This is a genomic window from Bordetella holmesii (genome assembly GCF_020735985.1).
Classification (GTDB): domain Bacteria; phylum Pseudomonadota; class Gammaproteobacteria; order Burkholderiales; family Burkholderiaceae_B; genus Bordetella; species Bordetella holmesii.
The window spans coordinates 2,386,535-2,411,089 of the sequence record NZ_CP085973.1; the positions used below are offsets into that span (position 1 = coordinate 2,386,535).

At 62.9% G+C, this 24,555-nt stretch carries 22 protein-coding genes and 2 pseudogenes; 9 read left to right on the forward strand and 15 right to left on the reverse strand.

Annotated features, from left to right (window positions below; genetic code table 11):
* Window positions 1-24: 24 nt before the first annotated feature.
* Genes LK440_RS11450 through LK440_RS11460 form a run of 3 tightly spaced genes read right to left on the reverse strand, consistent with a single transcriptional unit; the run spans window position 25 to window position 3,669 of the window.
* Window positions 25-726, reverse strand: coding sequence for a 3-deoxy-D-manno-octulosonic acid kinase (locus tag LK440_RS11450; RefSeq protein WP_005012541.1), 702 nt, complete (start codon window positions 724-726; stop codon window positions 25-27).
* Window positions 716-1,141, reverse strand: coding sequence for a group II truncated hemoglobin (locus LK440_RS11455; protein WP_005012536.1), 426 nt, complete (start codon window positions 1,139-1,141; stop codon window positions 716-718). Before LK440_RS11455 ends, LK440_RS11450 begins: the two co-directional genes overlap by 11 nt.
* On the reverse strand, window positions 1,141-3,669 hold the full coding sequence (locus LK440_RS11460; RefSeq protein ID WP_026087888.1) for an ABC transporter permease: 2,529 nt from the start codon (window positions 3,667-3,669) through the stop codon (window positions 1,141-1,143). Before LK440_RS11460 ends, LK440_RS11455 begins: the two co-directional genes overlap by 1 nt.
* 111 nt (window positions 3,670-3,780) lie before the next feature.
* On the opposite strand from LK440_RS11460, the gene LK440_RS11465 reads away from it, so the two are divergent.
* The 3 genes from LK440_RS11465 to LK440_RS11475 all read left to right on the forward strand — a co-directional run bounded on the left by LK440_RS11465 (window position 3,781) and on the right by LK440_RS11475 (window position 6,635).
* A complete protein-coding gene (locus LK440_RS11465; RefSeq protein WP_005012529.1) occupies window positions 3,781-4,755 on the forward strand; it encodes a TRAP transporter substrate-binding protein in 975 nt (324 codons plus the stop codon).
* A 61-nt stretch (window positions 4,756-4,816) separates the two neighbouring features.
* On the forward strand, window positions 4,817-5,317 hold the full coding sequence (locus tag LK440_RS11470; protein WP_005012527.1) for a TRAP transporter small permease: 501 nt from the start codon (window positions 4,817-4,819) through the stop codon (window positions 5,315-5,317).
* Between the two features lie 40 nt (window positions 5,318-5,357).
* Complete coding sequence (locus tag LK440_RS11475) at window positions 5,358-6,635, forward strand: TRAP transporter large permease (RefSeq protein ID WP_005012526.1); 1,278 nt, start codon at window positions 5,358-5,360, stop codon at window positions 6,633-6,635.
* A 34-nt stretch (window positions 6,636-6,669) separates the two neighbouring features.
* On the opposite strand, the gene LK440_RS11480 is transcribed toward LK440_RS11475, so the two are convergent.
* Complete coding sequence (locus tag LK440_RS11480; RefSeq protein ID WP_005012524.1) at window positions 6,670-7,299, reverse strand: GntR family transcriptional regulator; 630 nt, start codon at window positions 7,297-7,299, stop codon at window positions 6,670-6,672.
* A gap of 203 nt (window positions 7,300-7,502) precedes the next feature.
* Here LK440_RS11480 and LK440_RS11485 point away from each other — a divergent pair, with 203 nt between their 5' ends.
* Both LK440_RS11485 and ggt read left to right on the forward strand, forming a co-directional pair.
* Window positions 7,503-8,477: a Bug family tripartite tricarboxylate transporter substrate binding protein gene (locus LK440_RS11485; protein WP_005012523.1), complete on the forward strand. Its 975-nt coding sequence runs from the start codon at window positions 7,503-7,505 to the stop codon at window positions 8,475-8,477.
* A 17-nt stretch (window positions 8,478-8,494) separates the two neighbouring features.
* A pseudogene (ggt, locus tag LK440_RS11490) lies at window positions 8,495-10,089 on the forward strand (gamma-glutamyltransferase).
* Window positions 10,090-10,248: 159 nt separating this feature from the next.
* Here ggt and paaK read toward each other — a convergent pair.
* Window positions 10,249-11,565: pseudogene (gene paaK, locus LK440_RS11495) on the reverse strand (phenylacetate--CoA ligase PaaK).
* Between the two features lie 136 nt (window positions 11,566-11,701).
* Here paaK and LK440_RS11500 point away from each other — a divergent pair.
* Window positions 11,702-12,922 carry an ISL3 family transposase gene (locus tag LK440_RS11500; RefSeq protein ID WP_005011985.1) on the forward strand — a complete coding sequence of 407 codons (1,221 nt, stop codon included), beginning with the start codon at window positions 11,702-11,704 and terminating at the stop codon, window positions 12,920-12,922.
* 20 nt (window positions 12,923-12,942) lie between these two features.
* Here LK440_RS11500 and paaI read toward each other — a convergent pair whose 3' ends face one another.
* From paaI to paaA, 8 genes are all read right to left on the reverse strand, one after another.
* Window positions 12,943-13,410, reverse strand: coding sequence for a hydroxyphenylacetyl-CoA thioesterase PaaI (paaI, locus tag LK440_RS11505; protein WP_005012520.1), 468 nt, complete (start codon window positions 13,408-13,410; stop codon window positions 12,943-12,945).
* Window positions 13,410-14,198: a 2-(1,2-epoxy-1,2-dihydrophenyl)acetyl-CoA isomerase PaaG gene (gene paaG, locus LK440_RS11510; protein WP_005012517.1), complete on the reverse strand. Its 789-nt coding sequence runs from the start codon at window positions 14,196-14,198 to the stop codon at window positions 13,410-13,412. Before paaG ends, paaI begins: the two co-directional genes overlap by 1 nt.
* 10 nt (window positions 14,199-14,208) lie before the next feature.
* Window positions 14,209-15,873: a phenylacetic acid degradation protein PaaN gene (paaN, locus tag LK440_RS11515; RefSeq protein WP_005012515.1), complete on the reverse strand. Its 1,665-nt coding sequence runs from the start codon at window positions 15,871-15,873 to the stop codon at window positions 14,209-14,211.
* A gap of 52 nt (window positions 15,874-15,925) precedes the next feature.
* On the reverse strand, window positions 15,926-17,014 hold the full coding sequence (gene paaE / locus LK440_RS11520) for a 1,2-phenylacetyl-CoA epoxidase subunit PaaE (RefSeq protein WP_005012512.1): 1,089 nt from the start codon (window positions 17,012-17,014) through the stop codon (window positions 15,926-15,928).
* Between the two features lie 67 nt (window positions 17,015-17,081).
* Window positions 17,082-17,495: a 1,2-phenylacetyl-CoA epoxidase subunit PaaD gene (gene paaD / locus LK440_RS11525; protein ID WP_076879519.1), complete on the reverse strand. Its 414-nt coding sequence runs from the start codon at window positions 17,493-17,495 to the stop codon at window positions 17,082-17,084.
* Window positions 17,496-17,518: 23 nt separating this feature from the next.
* Window positions 17,519-18,283 carry a 1,2-phenylacetyl-CoA epoxidase subunit PaaC gene (gene paaC / locus LK440_RS11530; protein WP_005012509.1) on the reverse strand — a complete coding sequence of 255 codons (765 nt, stop codon included), beginning with the start codon at window positions 18,281-18,283 and terminating at the stop codon, window positions 17,519-17,521.
* 6 nt (window positions 18,284-18,289) lie between these two features.
* Complete coding sequence (paaB, locus tag LK440_RS11535) at window positions 18,290-18,574, reverse strand: 1,2-phenylacetyl-CoA epoxidase subunit PaaB (RefSeq protein WP_005012503.1); 285 nt, start codon at window positions 18,572-18,574, stop codon at window positions 18,290-18,292.
* Window positions 18,575-18,643: 69 nt separating this feature from the next.
* A complete protein-coding gene (gene paaA, locus LK440_RS11540) occupies window positions 18,644-19,633 on the reverse strand; it encodes a 1,2-phenylacetyl-CoA epoxidase subunit PaaA (RefSeq protein WP_005012502.1) in 990 nt (329 codons plus the stop codon).
* 186 nt (window positions 19,634-19,819) lie between these two features.
* Here paaA and paaX point away from each other — a divergent pair, with 186 nt between their 5' ends.
* Window positions 19,820-20,767, forward strand: a complete 948-nt coding sequence (paaX, locus tag LK440_RS11545; RefSeq protein ID WP_005012501.1) for a phenylacetic acid degradation operon negative regulatory protein PaaX — start codon at window positions 19,820-19,822, stop codon at window positions 20,765-20,767.
* On the opposite strand, the gene LK440_RS11550 is transcribed toward paaX, so the two are convergent.
* Both LK440_RS11550 and orn read right to left on the reverse strand, forming a co-directional pair.
* Window positions 20,737-21,363 (reverse strand): NAD(P)H-hydrate epimerase, encoded by a 627-nt coding sequence (locus LK440_RS11550; protein WP_025341362.1) that lies wholly within the window; start codon window positions 21,361-21,363, stop codon window positions 20,737-20,739. The genes paaX and LK440_RS11550 overlap by 31 nt on opposite strands.
* A gap of 302 nt (window positions 21,364-21,665) precedes the next feature.
* Window positions 21,666-22,211 (reverse strand): oligoribonuclease, encoded by a 546-nt coding sequence (orn, locus tag LK440_RS11555; protein WP_005012499.1) that lies wholly within the window; start codon window positions 22,209-22,211, stop codon window positions 21,666-21,668.
* Between the two features lie 60 nt (window positions 22,212-22,271).
* Between orn and LK440_RS11560 the strand changes: the two genes are divergently transcribed.
* Together LK440_RS11560 and rsgA are read left to right on the forward strand one after the other, a co-directional pair.
* Window positions 22,272-23,525 (forward strand): M48 family metallopeptidase, encoded by a 1,254-nt coding sequence (locus tag LK440_RS11560; protein ID WP_005012498.1) that lies wholly within the window; start codon window positions 22,272-22,274, stop codon window positions 23,523-23,525.
* Complete coding sequence (rsgA, locus tag LK440_RS11565; RefSeq protein WP_005012496.1) at window positions 23,522-24,421, forward strand: ribosome small subunit-dependent GTPase A; 900 nt, start codon at window positions 23,522-23,524, stop codon at window positions 24,419-24,421. Before LK440_RS11560 ends, rsgA begins: the two co-directional genes overlap by 4 nt.
* The last annotated feature ends 134 nt before the right edge of the window (window positions 24,422-24,555 follow it).

A 24,555-nucleotide genomic window follows, 5' to 3' on the forward strand; every position in this document is an offset into this window, starting at 1 on the left:
GCGGCAGACCTGATGCGAGCCGACTCAGCTACCGGAGGCCCGATAGGCCAGGCAGATCGCCTCCCAGGCCTGTTGCCCGGCCGCACCGCACACCTTGAGCAAGGAGCGCTGCAAACGCTGTAGATTCGCCTGCCGCTGCGCGGTCGAGATTCCACCATCGCGGCCGCGATCAAAGTCGATGAGCCAGGCACGCCCGGCCGGATCGAGCAGGATATTGAAAGCATTGAGATCGGCGTGCCAGACCCCGGCGGCGTGCATCGCTGCGATGGCCCGCCCGGCCGCCTCGCATGCCTGTGCGCTCGGGTCCGCGGCGAGCGGCCGCACATTGGGCAGCCGCTCGACCAGAATGGCCGCCCGATAGGTCAGGCCGTCGCGCCAATAGGCGGCAGCCAGCGGCGCAGGCACCGGCAGGCCAGCGGCCTGCATACGCGCCAGCAGACGGAACTCACGAAAGCAACGCGTCTGCTCTTCTCCGGCCCAGATATAGCGCTGCCGCGACACGCGCGCTATCAGCCCGCCACGCCGATAGCCGCGCAAGACGCCCTGCCAGCCCGGACCATGGACGAACCAGGCGGCCTGGCGCCCACCCTCTTGCACGGCGTGGGCATCGTCGCCATAACTGGCCGGGTCAAGTAAGGCGGGGTCGGGCACCAACCGCGCCGCTTCATACAACATGGCGCCGCCCCGGAAAGCCTTGCGCGGATACGCCAACGAATCAGCCGGCACGGTTACGCATCCAGTCGGCCACGCCAAAAAAAGAATGCAGCAGGCGCTCAACCAGCGGAGGCGCGATGCCTTGATCCTGCATGGCCCGGCCCATGCAGGCAACCCATTGATCGCGCTCGGCTTGCCCTATCGAAAACGGCAGATGGCGAGCGCGCAGGCGCGGATGGCCGAAGCGCTGAATGTAGTAGTCCGGGCCGCCGAAATAGCCGCAAAGAAACCAGAACAACTTGTCGCGCGCCTCATCCAAACTGGGGCCGTGCGTGGCGCGCAGGGCCGTGAACTCCGGCTCCAGATCCATCAGATCATAGAAGCGGTCGACCAGGGCGCGCACCGCGGACTCACCGCCCAGCAACTCATAAATAGTCTTGCTTGTATCGAGCGGTTCGAACACCGCCTCCACACGTGTGGTCGTCATCATGCTTCTCGCAAAGTCACTAAAGGCGGCGTGCGCAACACTCCGCGCAACGCCAGCGCACCGCCCCCCCAGGCCGCGGCCATGCCGGCCATCGTTCCGACGAACCAGGGCCACAGACTCAAGGATATGGCGAAATCAAACACCTGGGTGGACAGCACCCAGGCCACTGCCGTGGCGCCGGCGGCTGCCAGCAATCCGGCCAGCCCCCCCACCGCCAGGAGCTCCAGTCGCTGAGCCCGGAGCAGTTGCGCCCGGGTGGCGCCCAACGCCCTGAGCACCGCGGCCTCGCGCACCCGCTCGTCGCGGGTGGCCGACAACGCCGTGGCCAACACCAGCAGGCCTGCGACCAGGCTAAACATAAAGAGCAACTGCACGGCCTTGACCACTTCAGTCAGCACGGTTTGCAACTGAGTCAGGATGGCGCCGACGTCGAATACCGTCAGATTGGGAAATTCGTGCACCAGGTCGCGCAACAGGCCGGCTTTTTCTCGCGGCAGGTAAAAATACGTGATCCAGCTCTGCGGCATGTCAGCCAGTGCAGCCGGCGACAGAATGGCGAAAAAATTGACGCGCATGGTATCCCAATCGACCTGCCGTGTGCCGGCAACCACCACTTTGACGGTCTGACCGGCGATATCAAAGTCCAGTTTGTCGCCGACGGCCAACCCCAACGACTTGGCCAACCCGGCCTCCAGCGACACTTCGTTTTCAGCCGGGTCGATCCACCGCCCTGCTTGCATGCGATTACCCTCTGGCGCCGCCTCGGCATAGGAAAGGTTGAATTCGCGATCCACCAAACGTTTGGCGCGCGGTTCGTCATAGTCATCCGGCCCGACGGGCCTGTCGTTGACGGCGATCAAACGACCTCTGACCATGGGCCAGAGGCGAGCCTGATTCAGACCTTGCCCGAGCAACCGGTCCTGCACCGCCAGACGCTGATCGGGCTGGATGTTGATAAGGAAACGGTTGGGCGCATCTGGCGGGATGGTTCGCCGCCAGCCATCGACAAGATCGGCGCGTGTCATCGCCAACAGCAGCAGAGCCATCAGGCCGATAGCCAACGCGCATATCTGGGTGATGGTGGACACGCGACGGCGGACCACGCCAGCGAGCGCAAAACGCAATGCCGGCAACCCGTTTAGCCGCGAGCGCAGCCCCGCGAGAGCCTGAACGCAAAGTGCGCCCACCGCAGCGAAAACGGCGAACGCCGCCAAGAATCCACCGGCCACCACGGCGGCCAGGCGCAAATCGCCCGCCACCCACCAGATGAGCAGGGCCAGCCCCACCGCGCCCAGCCCGTAAGGCAGCGCGCCGCGAGTTGGCAAGCGGGTCTCTTCGCGCAGCAACACCCTTGCGGGCGGCACGTGGCGCAAGCGCGCCAGCGCAGGCAGCGCAAACCCCAGCAGCAAGAGCACGCCCGTGAGCACGCCCTGCACAGCCGGCAGCGACCGGGCAGCGGGCAATTGCGTCTCGATCAGGCCAGCCAACGCACTGACCAACAGGCCATGCACACCATAGCCCGCCAGACACCCTGCGGCCGAGGCGAGCCCGCCCAGCACCGCGAACTCCACCCAAAGCGTGCGAGTCACCAACGCCTGGCTGGCTCCCAGGCAACGCATCACCGCCACGCCATCGCGGTGCCGCGCCATGAAACGCCCGGCGGCCAGCGCCAGGGCAACCGCCGATATCACGACCGCGAGCAAGGCGACCAGCGACAGAAAGCGTTGCGCGCGGTCCAGCGTGCGCCGCATCTCGGGGCGCCCGGACTCCAGCGTGGCAAGCCGCTGGCCACGCTGCAGATGCTGGCCGATCCAGCTCTGGAACTGCGCAATCGCCTGCGGCGGTCCCGCGGCGAGCAATGCATAGCCAATACGACTGCCGGCGGCGACCAAGCCGGTCGCGGCCAGATCGCCGCGCCCCATCATGACGCGGGGCGCCACGTTGACGAACTGCATGCCGCGATCCGGCTCATACGTCAGTACGCGAGCCACGGTGAAGGAGGCCTCTCCCAGTTTGAGCGAATCGCCGACTTTCAGGTCAAGCAGCGCCAGGAGTTGGGCATCGGCCCACACGGTGCCGGGGGCAGGAACCCCGGAGGCGGGCGCGTCGGCTTCGAAGGGCGCCGGCGCCACGCGCAGACGGCCGCGCAGGGGGTAACCGGGGTCGACCGCTTTTACCGACACCAACTGAGCGCTGTCGCCCGCCATGGCCATGGAGGGAAACTGCAATGTCTGCGCCACGGTCAACCCGAGGCGAGAGGCCTGATCCATCACCTCGGCCTCGAGAGGAGCATCGACCTCGAGCACCAGATCGGCGCCCAGTATCTGGGCGGCATCGCGCTCGAGCGCGCGCGCGACCCGATCGGCAAGAAAACCCACGCTGGTCACCGCTGCCACCGCCACCACGATCGCCAGCGCCAGCAGCCGCAATTCACCGGCGCGCGCATCACGGCGCAACATTGCCCATCCCAGGCGAATTGCATTGCCCCAGCTCGAGGACGATGTCTTTTTATCAGGGAAATCCATCATTATTCCTGGGGGATAGAGCGGCTGAGTCGCGGAAAAATGCCGCTATCATGCAAAAGGATGGCGGCGATACGCCACCCATGGAAAGAACAAAAAACACATCGGAGATTGTCCATGCATAAGTCCTGGCTCGTGGCCGGCCTGGTTTCGGCCTGCGCCTTTGCCGTCACCCTGCCCGCCGCTGCGGAAAACACCCTGAAGATGGCCTACGCCCTGTCGACGAATTCGCACTACGGTGCAGGCGCCGACGCCATGGCAAAGTCTCTGGAGGGCTCCACGCAAGGCAAGTACAAGGTACAGCAATTCGCCAATAGCGCGCTGGGCGGCGAACGCGAAGTCATCGAGGGGTTGCAGATCGGCACCGTGGATCTGGCCATCGTCTCGACCGGCGCTACGTTGAACTTCGTCCCCGAGACTGGCGTATTCGACATCCCCTTCCTGCTGCGCGACCTGCCTCATGCCCGTGCCGTGCTCGACAGCAAGGTGGGCCAGGACATGCTGGCCAAGTTCCCCAATCGGGGCATCGTTGCACTGGCGTGGGGCGAACAGGGTTTTCGACACCTGACCAATAATATCCGCCCGGTGAAAACGCCGGCCGATGCCAAGGGTCTGAAGATCCGTACCACGGAAAACCCCATCCATATCACCGCCTTCCGCCAGATCGGCATTTTGCCCACGCCCATGGCCTGGCCCGAAGTGGCTACTGCCTTGCAGCAAGGCACCATCGACGGCCAGGAAAATCCCCTATCGGTGATTACCTCGGCCAAACTGTCGCAGACTCAGAAGTATTTATCCCTCACCGGCCACGTCTACGGCCCGGCGTTGATACTGATGTCGGCCAATGCTTATAACAGCCTGTCGCCAGAGGATAAGGCCAAGTTCGACGAAGCAGGCAAACAGGCCGGCCTGGCCATGCGCGCCTACGTGGACAACATCGAAAAAACCGGTGCCGAGCAGCTCAAGAAAGAGGGCATGCAGGTCAACGATGTCGACCGTGCTGCGTTTGCCGCAGCCGTCGAACCCGCCTACCCCGAGTACTACAAGAAGTTCGACAAGAAGCTGATCGAAGCGATCCGCGACACCAAGTAAGCCTGTCAGCCCGGCCGCCGCCCGCGGGGCGGACCGGGCAACTTTTGCCCGGACTTTCATCATGCATCTGCTCTGCACGGCCGAGCGCGGCCTGTTCAAGCTGGTCTCTACCATTGCCCAGCTCTTGCTGCTGGCCTCGGCTGCCTGCGCGTTCTATCAAGTCATTGCGCGCTTCGTGCTGCACTCCCCCTCCGACTGGAGTGAGGTTGCCACCCGCGCGTTGCTTATCTGGACGGTATTGCTGGGCGTGGCACTGGCCTTTCGCCACGGCGTGATGATCAGTGTCGAGTTGCTGCGAAACACGCTCAAGGGCCGCGCCCGCCGCATGTTGGAACACGCCATTGCTCTGATTTGCATGGCATTCATGATCGTGCTGGCCTGGGTAGGTGGTCAGATGACCTGGCGTGTGCGCTTTCAGACCGTGCCAAGCCTGGATATTTCCATCTCCTGGATCTATCTGGCCATCCCGGTCGGCGCCACGCTGGCGACCCTGGCCATCCTCGCGCGCTGGGCACGCAACGAGGAAGACGACGTGCCCGTGCGCAACGACGCACAAGGCTGATCGCGCCTCTCATTTCTTCGAATCGTTCAGGCAGAGCACCATGTCGCAGTTGATGATAGTTTCGATGCTGATTTTCTTCGGCCTGTCGATTCCGGTGGCGATCGCCATCGGCCTGGCCGCGTTGACGGGCATCTCCGTGGGCGGCCTGCCCTGGCTGGTTTTCGCGCAGCAGATATTTGCCGCGCTGGACAAATATCCTCTGGTCGCCATTCCGTTTTTCATCCTGGCCGGCAACCTGATGGAAACGGGCGGCATTTCCGAGAGGATGGTCGAGTTCGCCAAGAGTATCGTGGGCGGCGTGCAAGGCGGGTTGGCCTGCACCTGCGTGCTGACCTGCATGATCTTCGCGGCCGTCGCGGGTTCAAGCGTGGCCACCACCTTCGCCGTGGGCGCCATCCTGATTCCCGCCATGGTGCGCCACGGTTATCCCAAGCCGTTTGCCGCCTCGCTTCAGGCCAGCGCGGCCGAACTGGGGGTCATCATTCCCCCTTCCATCCCGATGATTCTGTTTGCCGTGGCGACCGATACGTCGACCGGAGAACTCTTCATCGCGGGTGTGATGCCCGGTGTGCTGATCGGCCTGGCCCTGATGTTTTACGTGTGGTTCTACGCCAAGCGCAACGGCCTGGGCAAGCGTGACGGCGAGGGCCGACTGCCGCTTTGGCCGGCTTTCAAGCGCGCCTGGCTGGCCCTGCTTATGCCCGTCATCATTCTGGGCGGCATCTACGGCGGCGTCTTTACTCCGACAGAAGCTTCGGTCGTCGCCGTGGTCTATGCCATCGTCGTGGGTAAATTCATCTACCGCCGCCTGACAGTCTCCGATATATCGGTCACGCTGCACAAATCCGTCGTCTCCACGGCGGTGATCATGTTCCTGATCGCCAACGCGGGCGTATTCAGCTTCCTGCTCAATCGCGCCGGCATCCCCGATATTCTCGGGGCCTGGCTGTCGCAGCTCTTTGACACGAAGTTCGGTTTCCTGATGGGCGTGAACGTCGCACTATTCATTATCGGCATGTTCGTGGAGACCTCGGCCTCCATCGTCGTGCTGGCCCCGTTGTTGCTGCCGGTGGCGGTAAAGTTCGGCGTGGAGCCCGTGCACTTCGGCGTCATCATGGTGGTCAACCTGGCGTTGGGCATGGTCACCCCGCCCTTTGGCGTGAACCTGTTTGCCGCCTGTGCGGTGGCCAAGCTGTCGGTCGAGCAGCTTATCAAGCCGCTGGTCCCCTTCGTGGTGGTGGTGCTGATCTGCCTGATGATCATCACCTATTGGCCGGGTCTGTCGCTGGGCCTGAGAGATCTGGTCTACGCAAAATGACGTTCATCGCGCGGCGCGAAGGCGCCGTGCTGGCTCAAGTCAGGGGATCGAGCAGCACCACGACGGTGTTGAGCACGTGCTGGCGCATGGCGGCCTCGCATTGCGTGGGGTCGCCCGTCTTGAGCGCATCGATTAACTCCTGGTGCGAAGCACGCGCACGCAACGCCCTGCCAGGCTGTGCCGACCACAAACGCATGTAGGGCTCGACCACGGAGTGCAGCTCCGCGATCTGGCTCAGCAAACGGGGTTGTTTACAGAAGCCGCACAGGTATTCGTGAAACTCGCGGTGCGTGGTGGTCCAGTCCAGGTAGCCCTGCTCCATCAGATCCAGCATGCCAGTCAAGCGCCGGATATGCTCTGGCGCCATATTGGACACTGCGTTGCGCATGGCCAGGCCTTCGAGAACCGAGCGCATTTCAAACACCTCCAGCATCTCCTGGCGGTTCAGTCCGCGCACCACCGCGCCACGGTTGGCTCGGATCTCTACCAACCCTTCGGAGGCCAGGCGGCGCAACGCACCGCGCACCGGCATGCGACTGGTGCCGATCTGGCCAGCGATGTTCTCCGGCACCAGGCGCGCCCCGGGAGCAAACTGCCCCAGGCGGATCTGCTGCTGGATAAATTGGTAGGCCTCTTCTTCGGCCGTCAGGGCGGTCTTGTGCAAGGCGTCGTGTCAATGAATGGAAAGGCGCAATGATATAGCGGCTGGCCCGGATGCACTCAAGCCAAAGACTAACATAAATTGGATCCAATGATCCATAGATACAATACCTAGTATCCCGCTCCCCCTGTGGCCGGTCTAATGCATCCCGGCCGCCATGCCGACGGCCCAACGCATCAATGCAGATGAATACCAAGGGGATCCCCATGAAACCGCATTTTCTACGCGCTCTGCTCGCCGCCTGCGCACTGGCCTTTTCGAGCCAGGCACCGGCTCAGGACAAGGACTGGCCACAGCATCCCGTCAAGATCGTCGTGCCATTCCAGGCAGGGTCGGCCACCGACCTCATTTCGCGCCAACTGGGCGCGGCGCTGTCCGCGGAGCTGGGCCAACCTTTCGTGATCGAAGCCCGCCCCGGCGCGGCCGCAGCCATTGGCAGCGCCGCCGTGGCCCGCTCCGAGCCCGACGGCTACACCCTGCTGATGGGCGGCCCCGCCGTTCTGGTGACCAACCGATTCCTGCAGAAACGCCTGGCCTACGATCCCGACAAGTTTGCCCTGGTGTCCATGGTGGCCGTCACGCCAAACATCCTGCTGACCAACCCCTCGCAACCGTTCAAGACCCTGCCCGAGATGGTTGCCTACGCCAAGGCGAATCCGGGCAAGCTGACGTACGCCTCATTCGGCACCGGCACGACCTCGCACATGGCCGGCGAAATGCTCAAGTCCGTGGCCGGCATCGATATCCTGCACATTCCGTACAAGGGCGCCGGCGAGGCGATTCCCGCCTTGCTAAGCGGTCAGGTCTCCATGTACTTCGACACCATCATGACCGGCCTGCCCCAGGCCAAAAGCGGCAATCTGATCGCGCTGGGCATGTCCAATGCGCGCCGTTCGGCCCTTGCCCCCCAGATTCCGACCATTGCCGAACAGGGCTTCGAGGGCTATGACATCGCCCTCTGGTATGGTCTGGCCGCACCGGAAGGCACTCCGCCGGCCGTGCTCGATACGCTTAATCGGGCCGTCAACAAAGTACTGGCCGACCCTGGCCTGCGCGACAAGCTGGCTGAAGCCGGTGCCGAACCTCAGGGCGGCTCGCGCGAATCCTTTGCCGCTTTTGTGAAGTCCGAGATTCCGCGCACGCAGAAGCTCATCGAACAAGCCGGCGTTACCGCTCAATAACTTTTCAGCCACGCATCATGTCTATGCCCTTTGATTGGACTTTCCCCTACGCCAGCCGAAAAATGCCGGTGCTCGCGGCCAATACGGTCGCGACCAGCCAACCGCTGGCCGCACAAGCGGGTCTGCGCATGATGCTGGCGGGCGGCAATGCCGTCGACAGCGCCATCGCCACGGCCATCGCGCTGACGGTCGTCGAACCGGTGATGAACGGTATCGGCGGCGATATGTTCACCCTGGTCTGGCATGAAGGCCGTCTGTATGGCTTGAACTCCAGCGGCCGTTCGCCGGCAGCCTGGACGCCGGAATACTTTGCCGGCCGCGACACCATGCCACCCTCCGGCTGGGGCACGGTGACCGTGCCCGGTCAGGTCGCCGGCTGGAAAGCCTTGCATGAGCGCTTTGGGAAACTGCCTTTCGCACAGTTGTTCGAACCGGCCATCGAGTATGCCGAGCGCGGCTTCGCTGTCTCGCCGACCATCGCTCGGCAATGGGCCACGCAGGCGCCCAAACTGGCCCATGAGCCCGGCTTCGCGCAGGCCTTTCTTCCCGAAGGCAAGACGCCGCAAGCCGGTCAATGGTGGCGCTTCCCCGAGCAGGGTAGAACGCTGCGCGACATCGCCGAGACCGGCGGCGAAAGCTTCTATCGTGGCGCGCTGGCCGCAAAAATCGCAGCCTTTGCCCGCGAAACGGGCGGCGCGCTGACTGCCGATGACCTGGCCGCGCATCAACCGCAATGGGTCGAACCCATCTCGCAAGGCTTTCGGGACTACCGTCTGCACGAGATCCCTCCCAATGGACAAGGAATCTCGGCGCTGATTGCGCTGGGCCTGCTTGAGCACTTCGACCTTGAAGGCATGGGCTGTGACAGCGCGGATTACTACCATGTCAGCATCGAAGCCATGAAGCTGGCCTTCGCCGACCTGCATCATCACGTGGCTGACCCGGAACACATGCGGATGGACGCCGCTGCCCTGCTGGATCCGGCCTACCTGTCCGAGCGCGCCCGACTCATCCGCATGGATAAGGCTGTCACGCCGCTGGCCGGGGCACCCAAGACCGGTGGCACCGTCTATCTCACCGCGGCGGATGCCCAGGGCACCATGGTGTCCTTCATCCAGTCCAACTATCACGGCTTCGGCTCGGGGGTGGTGTGCCGGGCACAGGCATCAGCCTGCATAACCGCGGCCTGAACTTTGTCCTGACGCCGGGCCATGCCAACCAGGTCGGCCCGCGCAAGCAGCCCATGCACACCATCATTCCGGCATTCGTCACCCGCGGGGGGCAACCGGTGATGTCCTTCGGCGTCATGGGAGGCTCCATGCAGGCCCAGGGGCACCTGCAGATGATGACCCGGCTGGCCGCATTCGGGCAAAATCCGCAGGCCATGAGCGATGCGCCACGCTTTCGGGTGGAAAACGGCCCGGTGGTCAACGTGGAAGCCCACCTGCCTGCCGATGTGGTGCAGACCCTGCGTGCGCGCGGCCATCACGTGCAGGTCGCGCCGGCCGACAGCCTGGAGTTCGGATCCGCGCAACTGATTCATTGTCTGCCAGGCGGCGGCTACGTGGCAGCGTCAGACTCGCGCCGTGATGGACAGGCCGTGGGCTTTTAGTTTTTCGCAACACGAGAACCTCGCCGGGTTCCCTGTGTAAACGCCGCGCAGATTCCTGCGCGGCGTTTTTGTTCTGGGGCGACGGACCACGCCTTCAGATGAAGGAATGCGAGAAAAGCCAGAACTGCGCCCTCTCGCCCACCGCGATGCGTGCCTTGCTTACCCGCGCGGCCGCTTGTCGATGACGCGCCGGGCCTTGCCCGTGAGCGTGCGTTCGACAAAACCTGCCTCGGCCACCTGAATACGGGCACTGACGCCAATATAGGATTTGACGGCATGCTGCAATTGCTTACCCACAGCAGCACGCTCGGCATCCGACAGTCCGCCAAACTCCGGACGCAGCTCGGTGAGAATTTCGAGCTCGTCCAGATTGCCACTGCGCGTGAGCACCAACTGATAATGCGGCGCCAGTTGCGTGATCTTTAGTACCAGCTCCTCGACCTGGGTGGGGAACAGGTTGACACCACGCACGATGAGCATATCGTCACTGCGGCCGGTGATCTTGCCGATGCGGCGCATGCTGCGCGAGGTCGGTGGCAGCAACCGGGTCAGGTCGCGTGTGCGATAGCGAATGATGGGCATGGCCTCCTTCGTCAGCGAGGTGAACACCAGCTCGCCAGACTCGCCATCCGCCACCGGTTCGCCCGTCTCGGGGTTGATGATTTCGGCGTAAAAGTGGTCTTCCCAGACGACCGGGCCGTCCTTGGTTTCCACGCACTCGCTTGCCACGCCTGGCCCCATGACTTCCGACAAACCGTAGATGTCCACGGCATCGATGCCCGCCTGGCCCTCGATATCCTGGCGCATTTGCCCGGTCCAGGGCTCGGCGCCGAAGATGCCGATGCGCAACGAGCTTTCGCGCGGATCCTGTCCTTAGCGACGCTGCTCTTCCAGAATATTGCAGAAGTAGGAGGGTGTGACCATGATGATGTCCGGACGGAAATCATTGATCAGCTGCACCTGTTTTTCAGTCTGCCCGCCCGACATCGGAATCACGGTGCAACCGAGGCGCTCGGCCCCGTAGTGCGCGCCCAACCCGCCGGTAAACAGGCCGTACCCATAGGCGACGTGAATGATATCGCCCGCCTTGCCACCTGCGGCCCGGATGGAGCGCGCAACCAGATTGGCCCAATTGTCCAGATCGCGAGCGGTATAACCCACTACGGTAGGCTTGCCCGTGGTGCCGCTGGAAGCATGCACCCGCGAAACACGCTCGCGCGGCACGGCAAACATCCCGAAGGGATAGTTGTCGCGCAGATCTTTCTTGGTGGTGAACGGAAACTTGGCGATATCGGAGAGCTGCTTGAGATCATCCGGATGCACGCCCGCGTCGTCGAACGCTTTTTTGTAATGCGCCACGTTCTGATAAGCGTGGTTGACGGTCCATTTCAGCCTCTCGAGCTGCAACGCCTGCAATTCATCGCGGCTGGCGTGTTCGATAGGATCCAGCCCCGGCTTGCTGAGGGTAGTGGGCATGGTGTCTCTCTCCTGAAAAATCTGTGCGGCACAAGGCCGCTTCGCAATAAGAAAGGTTCATCGCGGAATAGCGTGGAGCCGTGCTTGATTGCCATTACGCTTGATCCTTGATTTTTCAAGGATCAAGGCCGGGATCATGCTGGACCGCAAGACGATCGAGAGGTTGGGTGGGTGGGAAGGTTATCGGGTGGAGCGGGTCGTGTGGCCTGAAGGTGAGAGCCGGACGGTCACGATTTACCTGAAGCCTTCAGCGCGAACGATGCACTGCGAGCACTGCGGCAACCGATGTCGGCAGGTGCATGAGACGACCACGCGCCGGGTGCGGGATCTGCCGCTAATGGCGCTGCGAGTGACGCTGGTAGTGCCGCGTCGGCGGGTCTGGTGCGAGCAGTGCGGTGGACCGCATCTGGAGAGGCTGAGCTGGCTGGGCCGTTACCAGCGAGTGACCGACCGGCTGGCCGAGGCGGTCAGCCAGTTGCTTGAGTCCAGCAACATTCTGGCCGTGGCGCGCTTCTTCCAACTGGGTTGGCACACGGTCAAGGCGCTGGACAAGGCCCTGCTGCGACGGGCGATCCAAGAGCCGGACTGGAGTCAGATCCACTACCTAGCGATGGACGAGTTCGCTCTACACAAGGGCCATCGTTATGCCACGGTCGTTGTCGATCCGATCCGCCGTCAGGTGCTATGGATCGGTGATGGCCGCTCGCGCGAGACGGCCAGAGCCTTCTTCGAACAACTGCCAACTGGGGTTGCCCAGCAGATCCGGGCCGTAGCGATCGACATGACGACGGCCTATGAGCTGGAGATCCAGGCCAACTGCCCCAACGCCGAGATCGTCTACGACCTGTTCCACGTCGTGGCCAAGTACGGCCGTGAAGTGATAGACCGGGTGCGTGTAGACCAAGCGAACCAGTTGCGGCACGACAAGCCGGCCCGCCGGGTGATCAAGTCCAGTCGCTGGCTACTGCTGCGCAATCGCAAAAACCTCGATCCGTGCCAATCGGTAAAGTTGGACGAGTTGCTCCAGGCCAACCAGCCCTTGCTCACCGCTTATCTGATGCGCGATGAGCTCAAACAGCTGTGGTTCTACCAACACCCCGGCTACGCCCGCCAGGCATGGGATCACTGGCTGCAACAGGCTCAGGGCAGCGGCATCGCCGCCTTGGCTCACTTCGCGCTCAAGCTAAAAGCCTATCTGCACGGGATTCTGTCTCGCTGTCGCCACCGGCTCAACACCAGCATCGTCGAGGGCATCAACAACACCATCAAAGTCATCAAGCGCCGCGCCTACGGCTACCGCGATCAGGAGTACTTCTTCCTCAAGATCCGGTCTGCATTCCCCGGTATTCCTCGATGAACCATAAGAAAACCCCGGACTCAAGCCTCGGCTTCGCCGACGATCTGTCCTTTTATTCGATACGAACGGCCCCGAAAGACCGCCACATTGCGTCCGTCCTGGTTGCTCACCGTGATGTCGTAGACGCCGGTACGCCCGGCCAAGGAGCGCTCCTGCGCGACTGCCGTGAGCACATCGCCTTCATAGCCAGGCGCGAGATAATCAATCACACAGCCCGACGCCACGGTGCTGACATTGCGTGAGTTGCACGCAAAGGCGAAGCTGCTGTCGGCCAACGCGAAGATGAAGCCGCCATGGCAGGTCTTGTGGCCGTTGAGCATGTCGCCGCGTACCGTCATCGTCAGGCGGGCATACCCGGGGGCGATCTCCACCACTGTCATGCCCAAGGCCTGAGTCGCCGCATCGGCGGCGTACATGGTTTGTCCGACTGCCTCGGCCAACGCTTGCGGATCGGTGGGGACTGTCGTCTGTATTTGAGGAGCGTCCATTATTGCCCCTTGAAGTCGGGTTCGCGTTTGTCGAGAAACGCGGCGACCCCTTCGGCATAATCGGCGCTGCGGCCGAGTTCGCGCATCATGTCGCGCTCGAGGTCGAGCTGCGTGGCCAGGTCGTTGCCCAGGCTGGCCTGCAAGGCGCGCTTGCTGAACGCCAGGCCCTTGGTCGGAGCGCGGGCAAAATGACGGGCCATCTTCTCCAGGGTCTCTTCGAACGCCTCGTCGGCGACACACTGCCATATCAAGCCCAAGTCCTGGGCCTGGCGCGCCGCGATCTTGTCGCCCAACATGGCCAGACCGAACGCCCGCGCACGACCGACCAGACGCGGCAGCACGAACGTGCCGCCCGTGTCCGGAATCAGCCCCAGACGGCAGAAGGACTGAATGAAACTGGCCGACTCTTTGGCAATGACGATGTCACCGGCAAACGCCAGATTGGCGCCAGCGCCTGCTGCGACGCCATTGACGCCGACGACGACCGGCAGTGGCAACGCCGCCAAGCGGCGCACCAGCGGCGCGTAGAATTTCTCCACCGTCTCGCCCAGATCTGGAGGCGACCCATCGGCGGTGGGACGGCGCTCCGACAGATCCTGGCCGGCACAAAAACCACGGCCGGCACCGGTCAACACCACCACGCGCGCGCCCTGCGTTTCGACCTGCGTCAACGCATCGGCCACTTCACCGTGCATGCGTGCCGTGAAGCTGTTGAGTTTGTCGGGACGGTTCAAGGTCAGACGGGCAATGCCGTCGGCCAAGGAAAACTCGATATCCTGATAGCTCATGAGCGGCTCCTCAAACGTGCCGGCGGGTTTGCACGACGCGGAAGCGGTTTGCCACGAACGCGCTGTCCGACAACGCCGCGTTGGCCGCCGGGTTGGCGCCGGTGCCATGGAAATCGCTGAAGGCTGCCGTCTGGTTGACGAACACGGCACCGGTCAGATTCAGCGACAGGGCCACTCCGGCGACCTCGGCCGCTTCCTGGATGCGGTCGGCCACGCCGTCATCGGTCGTGTAGGCCGACAGGCTGAGCGCTCCGTGCTCTCGCACCGTATCGCGGGCCAGGGCAATGCTGTGATCGGTGGAGTCCGTCGCCACGAAAAAGGAAATCGGACCAAACCATTCCTGAAAGATCCGGCTGTCATCGGCTTCGGCGCTCAAGACCAGAGGCGTGCGAACACGCGCGTGCTCGAACTGCGGATGGGTCAGGCTGCGAGAGTCGGCCAGCACGGGCAGCCCCAAGGCTCGTGCGCGGTCAATGCGCTCGGCCGTGGCGTCGCTTTGAATGGCGCCGGTCAACTCGACGGCGCGCGCGGCATCACCCGATAGCTTTTCGACGGCCGAGGCAATGGCTGCGGCCACGTCGTCGAAGCTCAGATGGCCCTCGGCCGTCTCGATGCCATCACGAAGCACGTAAATGTTCTGCGGGGCGGTACACATCTGGCCCGAGTACAACGCCAGCGAAAAGGCCAGGTTGCGCGCCGCCCCCTTGATATCCTGGACAGAATCGATAATGACCTGATTGACCCCGGCCTTCTCGGTGTAGACCAGTGCCTGACGGGCGTTTTGCTCCAGCCAGTCACCATTGGCGGTGCTGCCAGTGAAATCAATGATCTTGACAGCCCCAGCCAAGGCCAGTTGCTGCGCGGTGTCGTCGCCTGCCGGGTGGGCGGCCAACTGCACCACATCAGGACTGAAACCCGCCTCAACCAGCACCTCGCGCGCGATCTGCACGGTCAGCGCCAGTGGCAGAATCGCCGCAGGATGCGGCTTGACGATGACAGTGTTGCCGGTTGCGAGGCTGGCAAACAGACCCGGATACCCGTTCCAGGTGGGGAAGGTGGAGCAGCCAATGACCAGAGCCACGCCGCGCGGCACCACGGTAAAGCGCTTCTCCATCTTGATGGGCTCATTCTTTCCCTGGGGTTTCTCCCACATCGCGACTTCGGGAATGCGCGACATTGCCTGCCAGGCATAGGTCACGGCTTCGAGACTTCGATCCTGCGCGTGCGGGCCGCCCGCCTGGAAGGCCATCATGAACCCCTGCCCCGTCGTGTGCTGCACGGCGTGCGCCATCTCGAAACTGCGGCGGTTAAGGCGTGCCAGAATCTCCAGCGATACTCCCACCCAGGCGCGAGGACCGGCGCGACGCCAGTCCTGGCCGGCCTGCTCGGCATTGGCCAGCAGACGCTCCGGCGAGACACGGGGATAGGTGATATTGAGCGCAAAGCCGAAGGGCGAGACTTCGCCGCCCACGGTGCCTTCGGCGCCTGAGACCGTTAGCGCAAACTCCTTGCCCAGCAACGCATCAAAAGCGGCCTGACCATCCTGAGCGGCCGTCTCGCCGTAATTGCGCGGGCTGGGCGATTCGGAGAACGGGCTCCAGTAACCGCGTTCACGGGCAGCCGCCAGGGCCTTTTCCAGCACGGGCTGATGACGTTCAAAGAAATCTTGGGACACTGCCTACTCTCCGATTATTTTTTGTGAATTCGCAATCAGGGCTGCTAAGCGCTCAGGTTTCCTGATCAAAGTCCAGAACCAGGCGGTCACTGACCGGATAGCTCTGGCAACTCAGGACAAAGCCACGCGCCACTTCGTAATCTTCCAGGGCGAAGTTGGCATCCATATCCACTTCGCCTTCGACAACCTTGCAACGGCAGGTCGAACAGACCCCACCCTTGCAGGAATAGGGCAACTCAACACCCTGGGCCAGGGCCGAGTCCAGTACGCTGTCCTGGTTCTTGGCAATGGAAAAACTGCGGCTGTGGCCATCCTGGATGACGGTCACCTCGCATTGGCCTTTTCCAGGCGCTACTGGCGCCTCGCTGCCAGTGCGCAGGCTGCGCGGGCCTTTGAGCGCGCCAAAGAGCTCGAACTTCACCCGCGACTTGTCCATGCCCCGGTCCGCCAGGCGCTGAACCACGCTTTCGATCATCGTCTGCGGGCCACACACAAAGGCGTAATCGACGTCGTCGCCCGCCATCCATGTGTTCATCAACTGCTCGACTTTGTCACCGTCCAGGCGGCCATTGAATAGCTCGATGTCCTGCGACTCGCGGCTCATGATGTAGACCAGCGAGAAGCGCTCCATATAGCGATTCTTGAGGTCTTCGATGTCTTCGCGAAACAGCACCGAGGAGGACGCTCGGTTGCCGAAAAACAGGGTGAACCGGCTTTTCGGCTCGGTCGACAACGCGATTTTCACGAGGGAGAACACCGGCGTGATGCCGCTACCGACCGCAAAAGCCACATAGTGGCGTTCCTGCTCGGGGGAAAACTCGACCGTGAAATTTCCGGCCAGCGCCATGACCTGCAGGTCCTGGCCAGGCTGCAGCTCATGGTTGGCCCAACTGGAGAAAACGCCCTCGTCGACGTGCTTGATCGCCACGCGCAGAATGCCATCTTCCGGCGCCGAGCAGATCGAGTACGAGCGGCGCACTTCCTCGCCGTTGAGTTCGGTGCGCAACGTGAGATATTGACCCGGCCGGAAGGCAAAGGCGTCGCGCAGGGGTTCAGGCAGATCGAAGGTGACGACCACGGCGTCGCGCGTGTTGCGTGCCACCGCGGCCACTTTGAGGGTATGGAATTGTGGCTGGCTCATGGTTAATCGCTCAATGCGTCTTGAAGTAATCAAAGGGCTCGCGGCAGTCCGCGCAACGATACAGGGCCTAGCATGAGGTCGAGCCGAAATTGCTGATCATGCGCGTATTGCTGGAACCACAGTGCGGACAGGGAATGGTCGGCATGGCCTGTCGACGGCTGATGCTGGAGATATCGACGGCGCGCTCAGCGGGTGCCGCAATGCCGTAGCCTTTGAGCGCGGCACGGCCGCGCTCGGTCATCCAGTCCGTGGTCCAGGCCGGCGCCAGCCGGGTGTCGACACCTACCTGATCCAGCCCATGAGTCGCGAGGACGCGAACGATGTCCTCCGTGATTTCGCGCATGGCCGGGCAGCCCGAATAGGTGGGCGTGATCGTGACCACACAGGTCTGCCCCTCCCAGTCCACCGCGCGCACGACCCCCAGGTCAACCACCGATAGCACCGGTATCTCCGGATCGGAGACCTCCCCGAGCCAGTCCATCACCTGTGCGCGGTCCACGCTGCTCACCAACGGGCTCCCGGGTAGGTGCGTTGCAGATGCTGCATCTCGGCCAATACATAACCCAGGGCCTCGGTATGACGGCCTTGCAGGCCTCCGCGACGCAGCAAGTGAAATGCCTCGCGTTCCTGAGGCACGGTAAGGCTGGCCTCCTCCAGCACCTCGCTGACATGCGCCAGCCAGGGTTGGAACAAGCTTGCCCGCTCTACCGCAATCCCCCGCGACACCAGATCTTGATCAACATCGTCGTCGGCAAAGAGTTCACCGGCAAACGTCCAGGCCGACTGGATCGCCTCCTGCATACGTCGATGACTCTCGTCGCTGCCATCGCCCAAGCGCACGACCAGATCAGAAGACCGGCGGACGTGATAGGTGACTTCCTTGATGGCCTTGGCGGCGATGCCGGCGATCCTTTCGTCTTTGGACTGCATCAGTCGCTGCAGCAGAAAGTAATGCCAGACGTCGAACAGAAACTGGCGCGCCATGGTATCGCCATAGTGGCCGTTGGGCTGCTCGACCAGAAGACAGTTGCGGAACTGGTGCGTATCGCGCAAATAGGCAAGCTGGTCCTCGTCACGCCCCTGGCCTTCGACCTCGCCAGCCAGCGTCAGCCACATCCGAGCCTGGCCCAGCAAATCGAGGGCGGTGTTGGTCAGCGCCAGGTCTTCCTCGAGCACAGGCCCGTGCCCACACCATTCGCTCAGGCGTTGTGACAGGATGAGCGAGGTATCACCGAGGCGAAGCAGATATTCAAACAGTTGCTTATCCATGCCGCCTCACATGTGCTTGATTTCTTCCGGCATCGGGAAGAAGGTCGGATGACGGTAGACCTTGCTGTTGGCCGGCTCGAACAGCGGTTCTTTGTCGCCAGGGCTGCTGGCGGCTATGTCACTGGCGCGCACTACCCAGATGCTCAGACCTTCATTGCGGCGAGTGTAGACATCACGCGCATTGTTGATGGCCATTTCAGCATCGGGCGCGTGCAGACTGCCCACGTGTTTATGGGCCAAACCGTGCTGGCTGCGGATAAAGACTTCCCATAGGGGCCATTGTTTGCTCATGGTGCGTATCCCCGGCGCGGCGCGCGCGCCTTGTTCGTGCAGAAGTGTGAAAAAGCCGTGCGGGCGCGATCAGGCGGCTTTGCGACGCGCCTGTTTCTCGGCGTAGGCGGCCAGGCCATCGCGGACCCAGGCGCCGTCCTCGTGAGCCTTGACCCGGGCGGCCAGGCGCTCGCGGTTGCAGGGGCCGTTGCCCTTGATGACGGCATAGAACTCGTCCCAGTCGATTTCGCCGAAATCATAGTGACCACGCTCGGCGTTCCACTTGAGGTCGGGATCGGGCACCGTCAGGCCCAGGTACTCGGCCTGTGGCACGGTCTGGTCGACCATCTTCTGGCGCAACTCATCGTTGGTGAAGAGCTTGATCTTCCATTGCATGGATTGCGCGCTATTGGGAGAGTCGGCGTCCGAAGGGCCGAACATCATCAGCGCGGGCCACCACCAACGGTTAAGGGAGTCCTGGCACATCGCTTTCTGCTCGGGCGTACCGTGCAGGCACATCTGGATGAGCAGGTCATAGCCCTGACGCTGATGGAAAGACTCTTCCTTACAGACCCGCACCATGGCACGGGCGTAAGGTCCGTACGAACATCGGCACAGCGGAATCTGGTTGATGATGGCGGAGCCGTCGACCAGCCAACCGATCATGCCGATGTCGGCCCAGCTCAATGTGGGGTAATTGAAGATGCTCGAATACTTGGCCTTGCCGGAATGCAAGTCGTCGATGAGCTCGTCGCGCGAAACGCCCAGGGTTTCGGCGGCGCTATACAGATAAAGGCCATGACCGGCCTCGTCCTGCACCTTGGCCAGCAAAATGGCCTTGCGCTTGAGCGACGGCGCACGGCTGATCCAGTTGCCCTCCGGCAGCATCCCCACGATCTCGGAATGCGCATGCTGGGAAATCTGCCGCACCAGCGTCTTGCGGTAGGCATCGGGTATCCAGTCCTTGGCCTCGATGCGCACGCCCTCGTCGACCCGGCGCTGAAAGTCGCGCTCCGGCCCCGACAACTCGTCGGTCCGGCGCAGTTGTTTGACACCCGTCTCAACCAGTTGCGCGTACATGCTTGTCTCCTTCGGTGAAGCAGGCTTGCGCCCTGCCCCAATCTGTTTCTTGATGATTGGATTATTTAATACAAAAATTCCATTGTCAAACTTATTTCTGTATCACGTCAACTTTATGTATCATGTCGGCAGACCGTCAACAGGAGGCCTCTTTTGGCCCGTCCCTAATTTATGGCAAGTTCTGCAATGCCACCGCTGGATCGCTTTCTGGCTCGTTTGCTGGAGCAGGATCCGCCACGCGCCAAATCCCTTTGCGTCAGTCTGCTCGGCGATGCCCTTGGGCCGCATGGCGGGGCCATCTGGCTCGGCGACTTGATCGAACTGCTCGCTCCGGTGGGTATCAACGAACGTTTGCTGCGCACCAGCGTCTTTCGTCTCGTCGCACAAGGATGGTTGCAATCCGAGCGCCATGGCCGCCGCAGTCTGTACCTGATGGCCGATACCGGACGCCGACTGACGGCGTTGGCCTCGCAACGAATTTATGAAGGTCCTCCGCACCAATGGCACGGGGAGTGGACGCTCGTTGCCCTGCCCCGCAACGGCAGCAATGGCCTGGCCGAACGTGCGGAACTGCGGCGTGCACTCGAATGGGAAGGTTTCGCCCTCGTGGCTCCAGGCGTGTTCGCTCACCCGGCCACCGAGGCCCGGGCAGCCCATGACATCCTCGAGCAACTGGGCATTCCGGACAAGGCATTGGTACTGGCCGCGCGCGATCTGGCCGGCGCCGGCGGCCTGCCCATTGCCAGCCTCGTGCCACAATGTTGGAATCTGGATGCAGTGGCTGAGCAATACCGCCTGTTTACGCGCAGTTTCTCACCGCTGGCGCCGCTCGTAGCAGACACGGCCCCCTCGCCGCCGCAGGCCTTTGCACTCCGCGTACTGCTGCTGCACCATTGGCGCCGCATCGTGCTGCATGACCCGCAACTGCCCATGCCTATGCTGCCTGCGGATTGGCCCGGTGGTCCGGCCCGGGCGCTCTGCGGCCAGTTGTACTGGCAACTGTTCGACGCCTCGGAACATCATCTGGACGCCGTCGCGGGTCGTGAAAACAACCGCTATCATCCTCTGGACGTGGATGTCAGCCACCGCTTCAGCGGCCGCCCTCAATCGGTCAGCAGCGCCGATAGCCATTGAGGCGGCAGGCCGAGGTCTTCCTCGTAGTGCTGGCCCATGGCCGCCGCGCCTTGTGCCAACGCGGAGGGTGTACCGATGAACGATAGCGTCCACCTCGCCTGAACCGGCCGGCCCAGCGCCTGGCCGGTTTGCGCCGACAAGCCACTGGGCACATCCAGCGCAAGAACAGGGATCCGCCAGCGATTCACCGCGTCCACCAGATCCTGCCAGGGCTGGCCCAGCCTGCGCGTCAGACCTATGCCAAACAGCCCGTCGATCGCCAAGGCCGGCGCCGCGCGAGGCAACGCCTGATCCTCCCGACCGCCTGCGGCACGCCAGGCGGCATGAGCGCGGGCGGCATCTCTAGGCAGACGGGCGGGATCGCCCGGCATGACCACCTGCACCGCGTACCCCGCGCCAAGCAGAGCCGTGGCGGCCACCAGGGCATCGCCACCGTTATTGCCCGGACCTACCACCGCAAGCACCGGTCCAGGCGCTGACAGACGCACGCGCACGAAATCCGCCGCGGCCCGTCCGGCGCGGCCCATCAGATCCATCCCCAGGTCCCGGGCCCCCGCCTCGATCCGACGCAACTGCTCCAGTGTGTAGACACGCATCGCCACGCCTCCGACAAGGGAAATCAGTAGGGCACGCTCGATCATGCGGGTGCCTGCCGGAAGAGCCGGCGCATGGCCTGACAAGCCGCGGCGGCCCACTCGCCTGGGAGCGCCTGTCGCCTGCCGGCGATCGACGGCCAAGGGATGAACGGGGTGGCGAAGCGACGAACGGCACTGCGCTTGGCGCAACGGTATCGAAAGTCTGGGCGCACCGGTTGTCAACGCCAACCCCAATTACCGTGACCTTCAATACGGCCTACGGCGCCGCGCGCGCAGGTCCTACCCGCCCCGCCTGAGCGCCCTCACACTTTCAGGAAGTGCTCACGATAGTATTTGAGCTCATCGATGGACTCGTAAATGTCGGCCAGCGCTTCGTGGCGGCTTTTCTTTTCGAAGCCCTTGTAGACCGCCGGAGCCCAGCGCCGCGCCAACTCCTTCAGCGTGCTGACATCCAGATTGCGATAGTGGAAGAAACGCTCCAGCGCTGGCATATAGGCGAACATGAACCGGCGGTCCTGGCTGATGGTGTTGCCGCACAGCGGCGACTTACCGGCCGGCACGTGCTGAGCCAGAAATTCGATCAGTTGCTGCTCGGCCTGGGCCTCGGTGAGCGTGGAGGCGCGCACCTTGTCGATCAGGCCGCTCTTGCCGTGGGTGGACTTGTTCCAATTGTCCATGGCATCGAGCACGCTGTCGTCCTGATGTACGACGAGTACCGGCCCCTCGGCCACGACCGTAAGATCCGGTTCGGTCACCACGACGGCGACTTCAATGATGCGTTCTTTCTCAGGATCAAGCCCGGTCATTTCCATGTCGAGCCAGACCAGGCGATTTTCGTTGGCAGCCATATAATTTGCCTTTAAAACACGCGATTTTCGCACACCCCTGCCCGAGGCGCCCACCAGCCTATGTTTACCCTGCTGTTCGTTGCTTTGCTGATTGCCGATACCGGCGTGCGCCTGTGGCTGGCCAGCCGCCAGATCCGACACGTCGCCCAACACCGCGACCAGGTGCCGGGTGAATTTTCCGCCCGCATTGGGCTGACCAGCCACCAGCGCGCCGCCGACTATACCGTCGCCCGCGTGCGCCTGGGTATGTTCGAACGAGTCTATGATGCGATGATCCTGGTGGCGCTGACGCTGTGCGGCGGACTTCAGTGGTTGGACTCCACACTGGGTCTGTTCATCCAGGCCGACTTCCTCAGGCAGATCATGCTGCTCGTCATGGTCGCAGCGCTGTTGGGGCTAGCGGGGCTGCCCTTTACGCTGTGGCGCCAGTTCCATCTGGAAAGCCGCTTCGGTTTCAACCGCATGACACCGGCTCTGTTTTTTTCCGACCTGCTCAAGGGGGTGACGCTGGCCTTGTGCCTGGGCCTGCCCCTGGCAGCAGCCATCCTCTGGCTCATGAGCAGCGCCGGGGCCTTGTGGTGGCTGTGGGCTTGGGTACTGTGGACGGCCTTCAACCTGCTGCTCATATTCATTGCGCCGACCTATATTGCCCCGCTTTTCAACACGTTCACCCCGTTGGACGACCCGGATCTCACGGCCCGCATTCGCGGCCTGGCGCAGCGTTGCGGCTCCACGCTCAATGGCCTGTTCGTGATGGATGGCTCCAAACGTTCGGCGCATGGCAATGCGTATTTCACCGGCTTTGGAAAAAGCCGGCGCATCGTGTTCTTCGACACCCTGCTGGCGCGCCTGAATGCCGACGAAATCGAGGCGGTCCTCGCTCACGAGCTGGGGCATTTCAAGCGCCACCACATTATCAAACGCATCGGGCTGAATCTGGCGATGGCGCTGGTGTTCTTCGCTGCCTTGGGGTGGTTGGCCCAACAGCCCTGGTTTTACGAGGGGTTGGGCGTGCTGCCGCAACTGGGCGGGCGAAACGACGCCATGGCGCTCATTCTCTTCTTTCTGGTCATTCCCGTTTTCACCTTTATGTTCACCCCGCTGGCCAGTTGGTACTCGCGCCGTGACGAGTTCGAGGCCGACCGCTACGCGGCCGCACAAAGCTCCTCGAGCAACCTCATCTGCGCGCTGGTCAAACTTTACGACGACAACGCCGCCACCTTGACCCCCGATCCCGTGCATTCCGCCTTTTACGACAGCCATCCACCCGCTGCCGTACGCATCCGTCATCTCCTGGCGGGTGTGACCGTATGAGCGCGCACACCGAAGGCCGCATCATTGCCGCCCACGGCCGGCATTACAGCGTGGAGCTTGCCGACGGCAGCCTGCGCAAGTGTTTTCCGCGTGGCAAGAAGACCGGACCGGCCGTAGGCGACTGGGTGCGCATCACGCCGCAAGGCGCTGACGAAGGTGCCATCGATGCGGTCTTGCCCCGACGCAATCTGTTGTTCCGCTCCGACGAGATGCGGTCCAAGCAGTTTGCCGCCAACGTCGATCAGTTGCTCATCGTGATCGCCGTCGAGCCGACCTTCTCGGAAGACCTGCTCGGCCGCGCATTGACCGGTGCCTGGAGCGCAGGCATCGAGCCGCTGATCATTCTCAACAAGATCGATATCACCGCCGGCCTGGATCATGCCCGCTTTCGTCTGGCGCCCATCCGCGCGCTGGGCGTACCGGTCATCGAACTAAGCGTCCAGGATGCGCAGACCGTGCATCGCGATCTCGCGCCGCGCCTGGTCGGTCGCGTCAATCTGCTGCTGGGTCAAAGCGGCATGGGCAAATCCACGCTGCTCAATACCTTGGTGCCTGATGCCCAGGCGGCCACACGCGAGCATTCCACCGCGTTGGATATGGGACGCCACACGACCACCAGCACCCGCCTCTACCACTTGCCGCCGCCTGGCGGCGACCTGATCGACTCTCCGGGATTCCAGGCCTTCGGCCTGCAGCATCTGAGCGGCGAAGACATTCTGCGCGGTTTTCCGGAATTCAAACGCTACATCGAAGATTGCCGGTTCTATAACTGCACCCATCGTCACGAGCCGGGCTGTGGCGTGGTCGGCGCGCTCAAGGACGGCCACATCGACCCGGGTCGCTACGCACTCTATGAGCGCATCCTGGCCGAGACCGAAGCCGCTCGCCGATACTGAAACCGGAAACATCCCGCTCGGTCTGGCCCGCAATGCCGCGCTGTCCACCGGCCCCCAGGCCTGGCGGTCCGTGACCGCACTCGCCCAGCTCGCCGCGCTTGCCCGCGGCGGCCTTTCTGGCCTGCATTACAGCC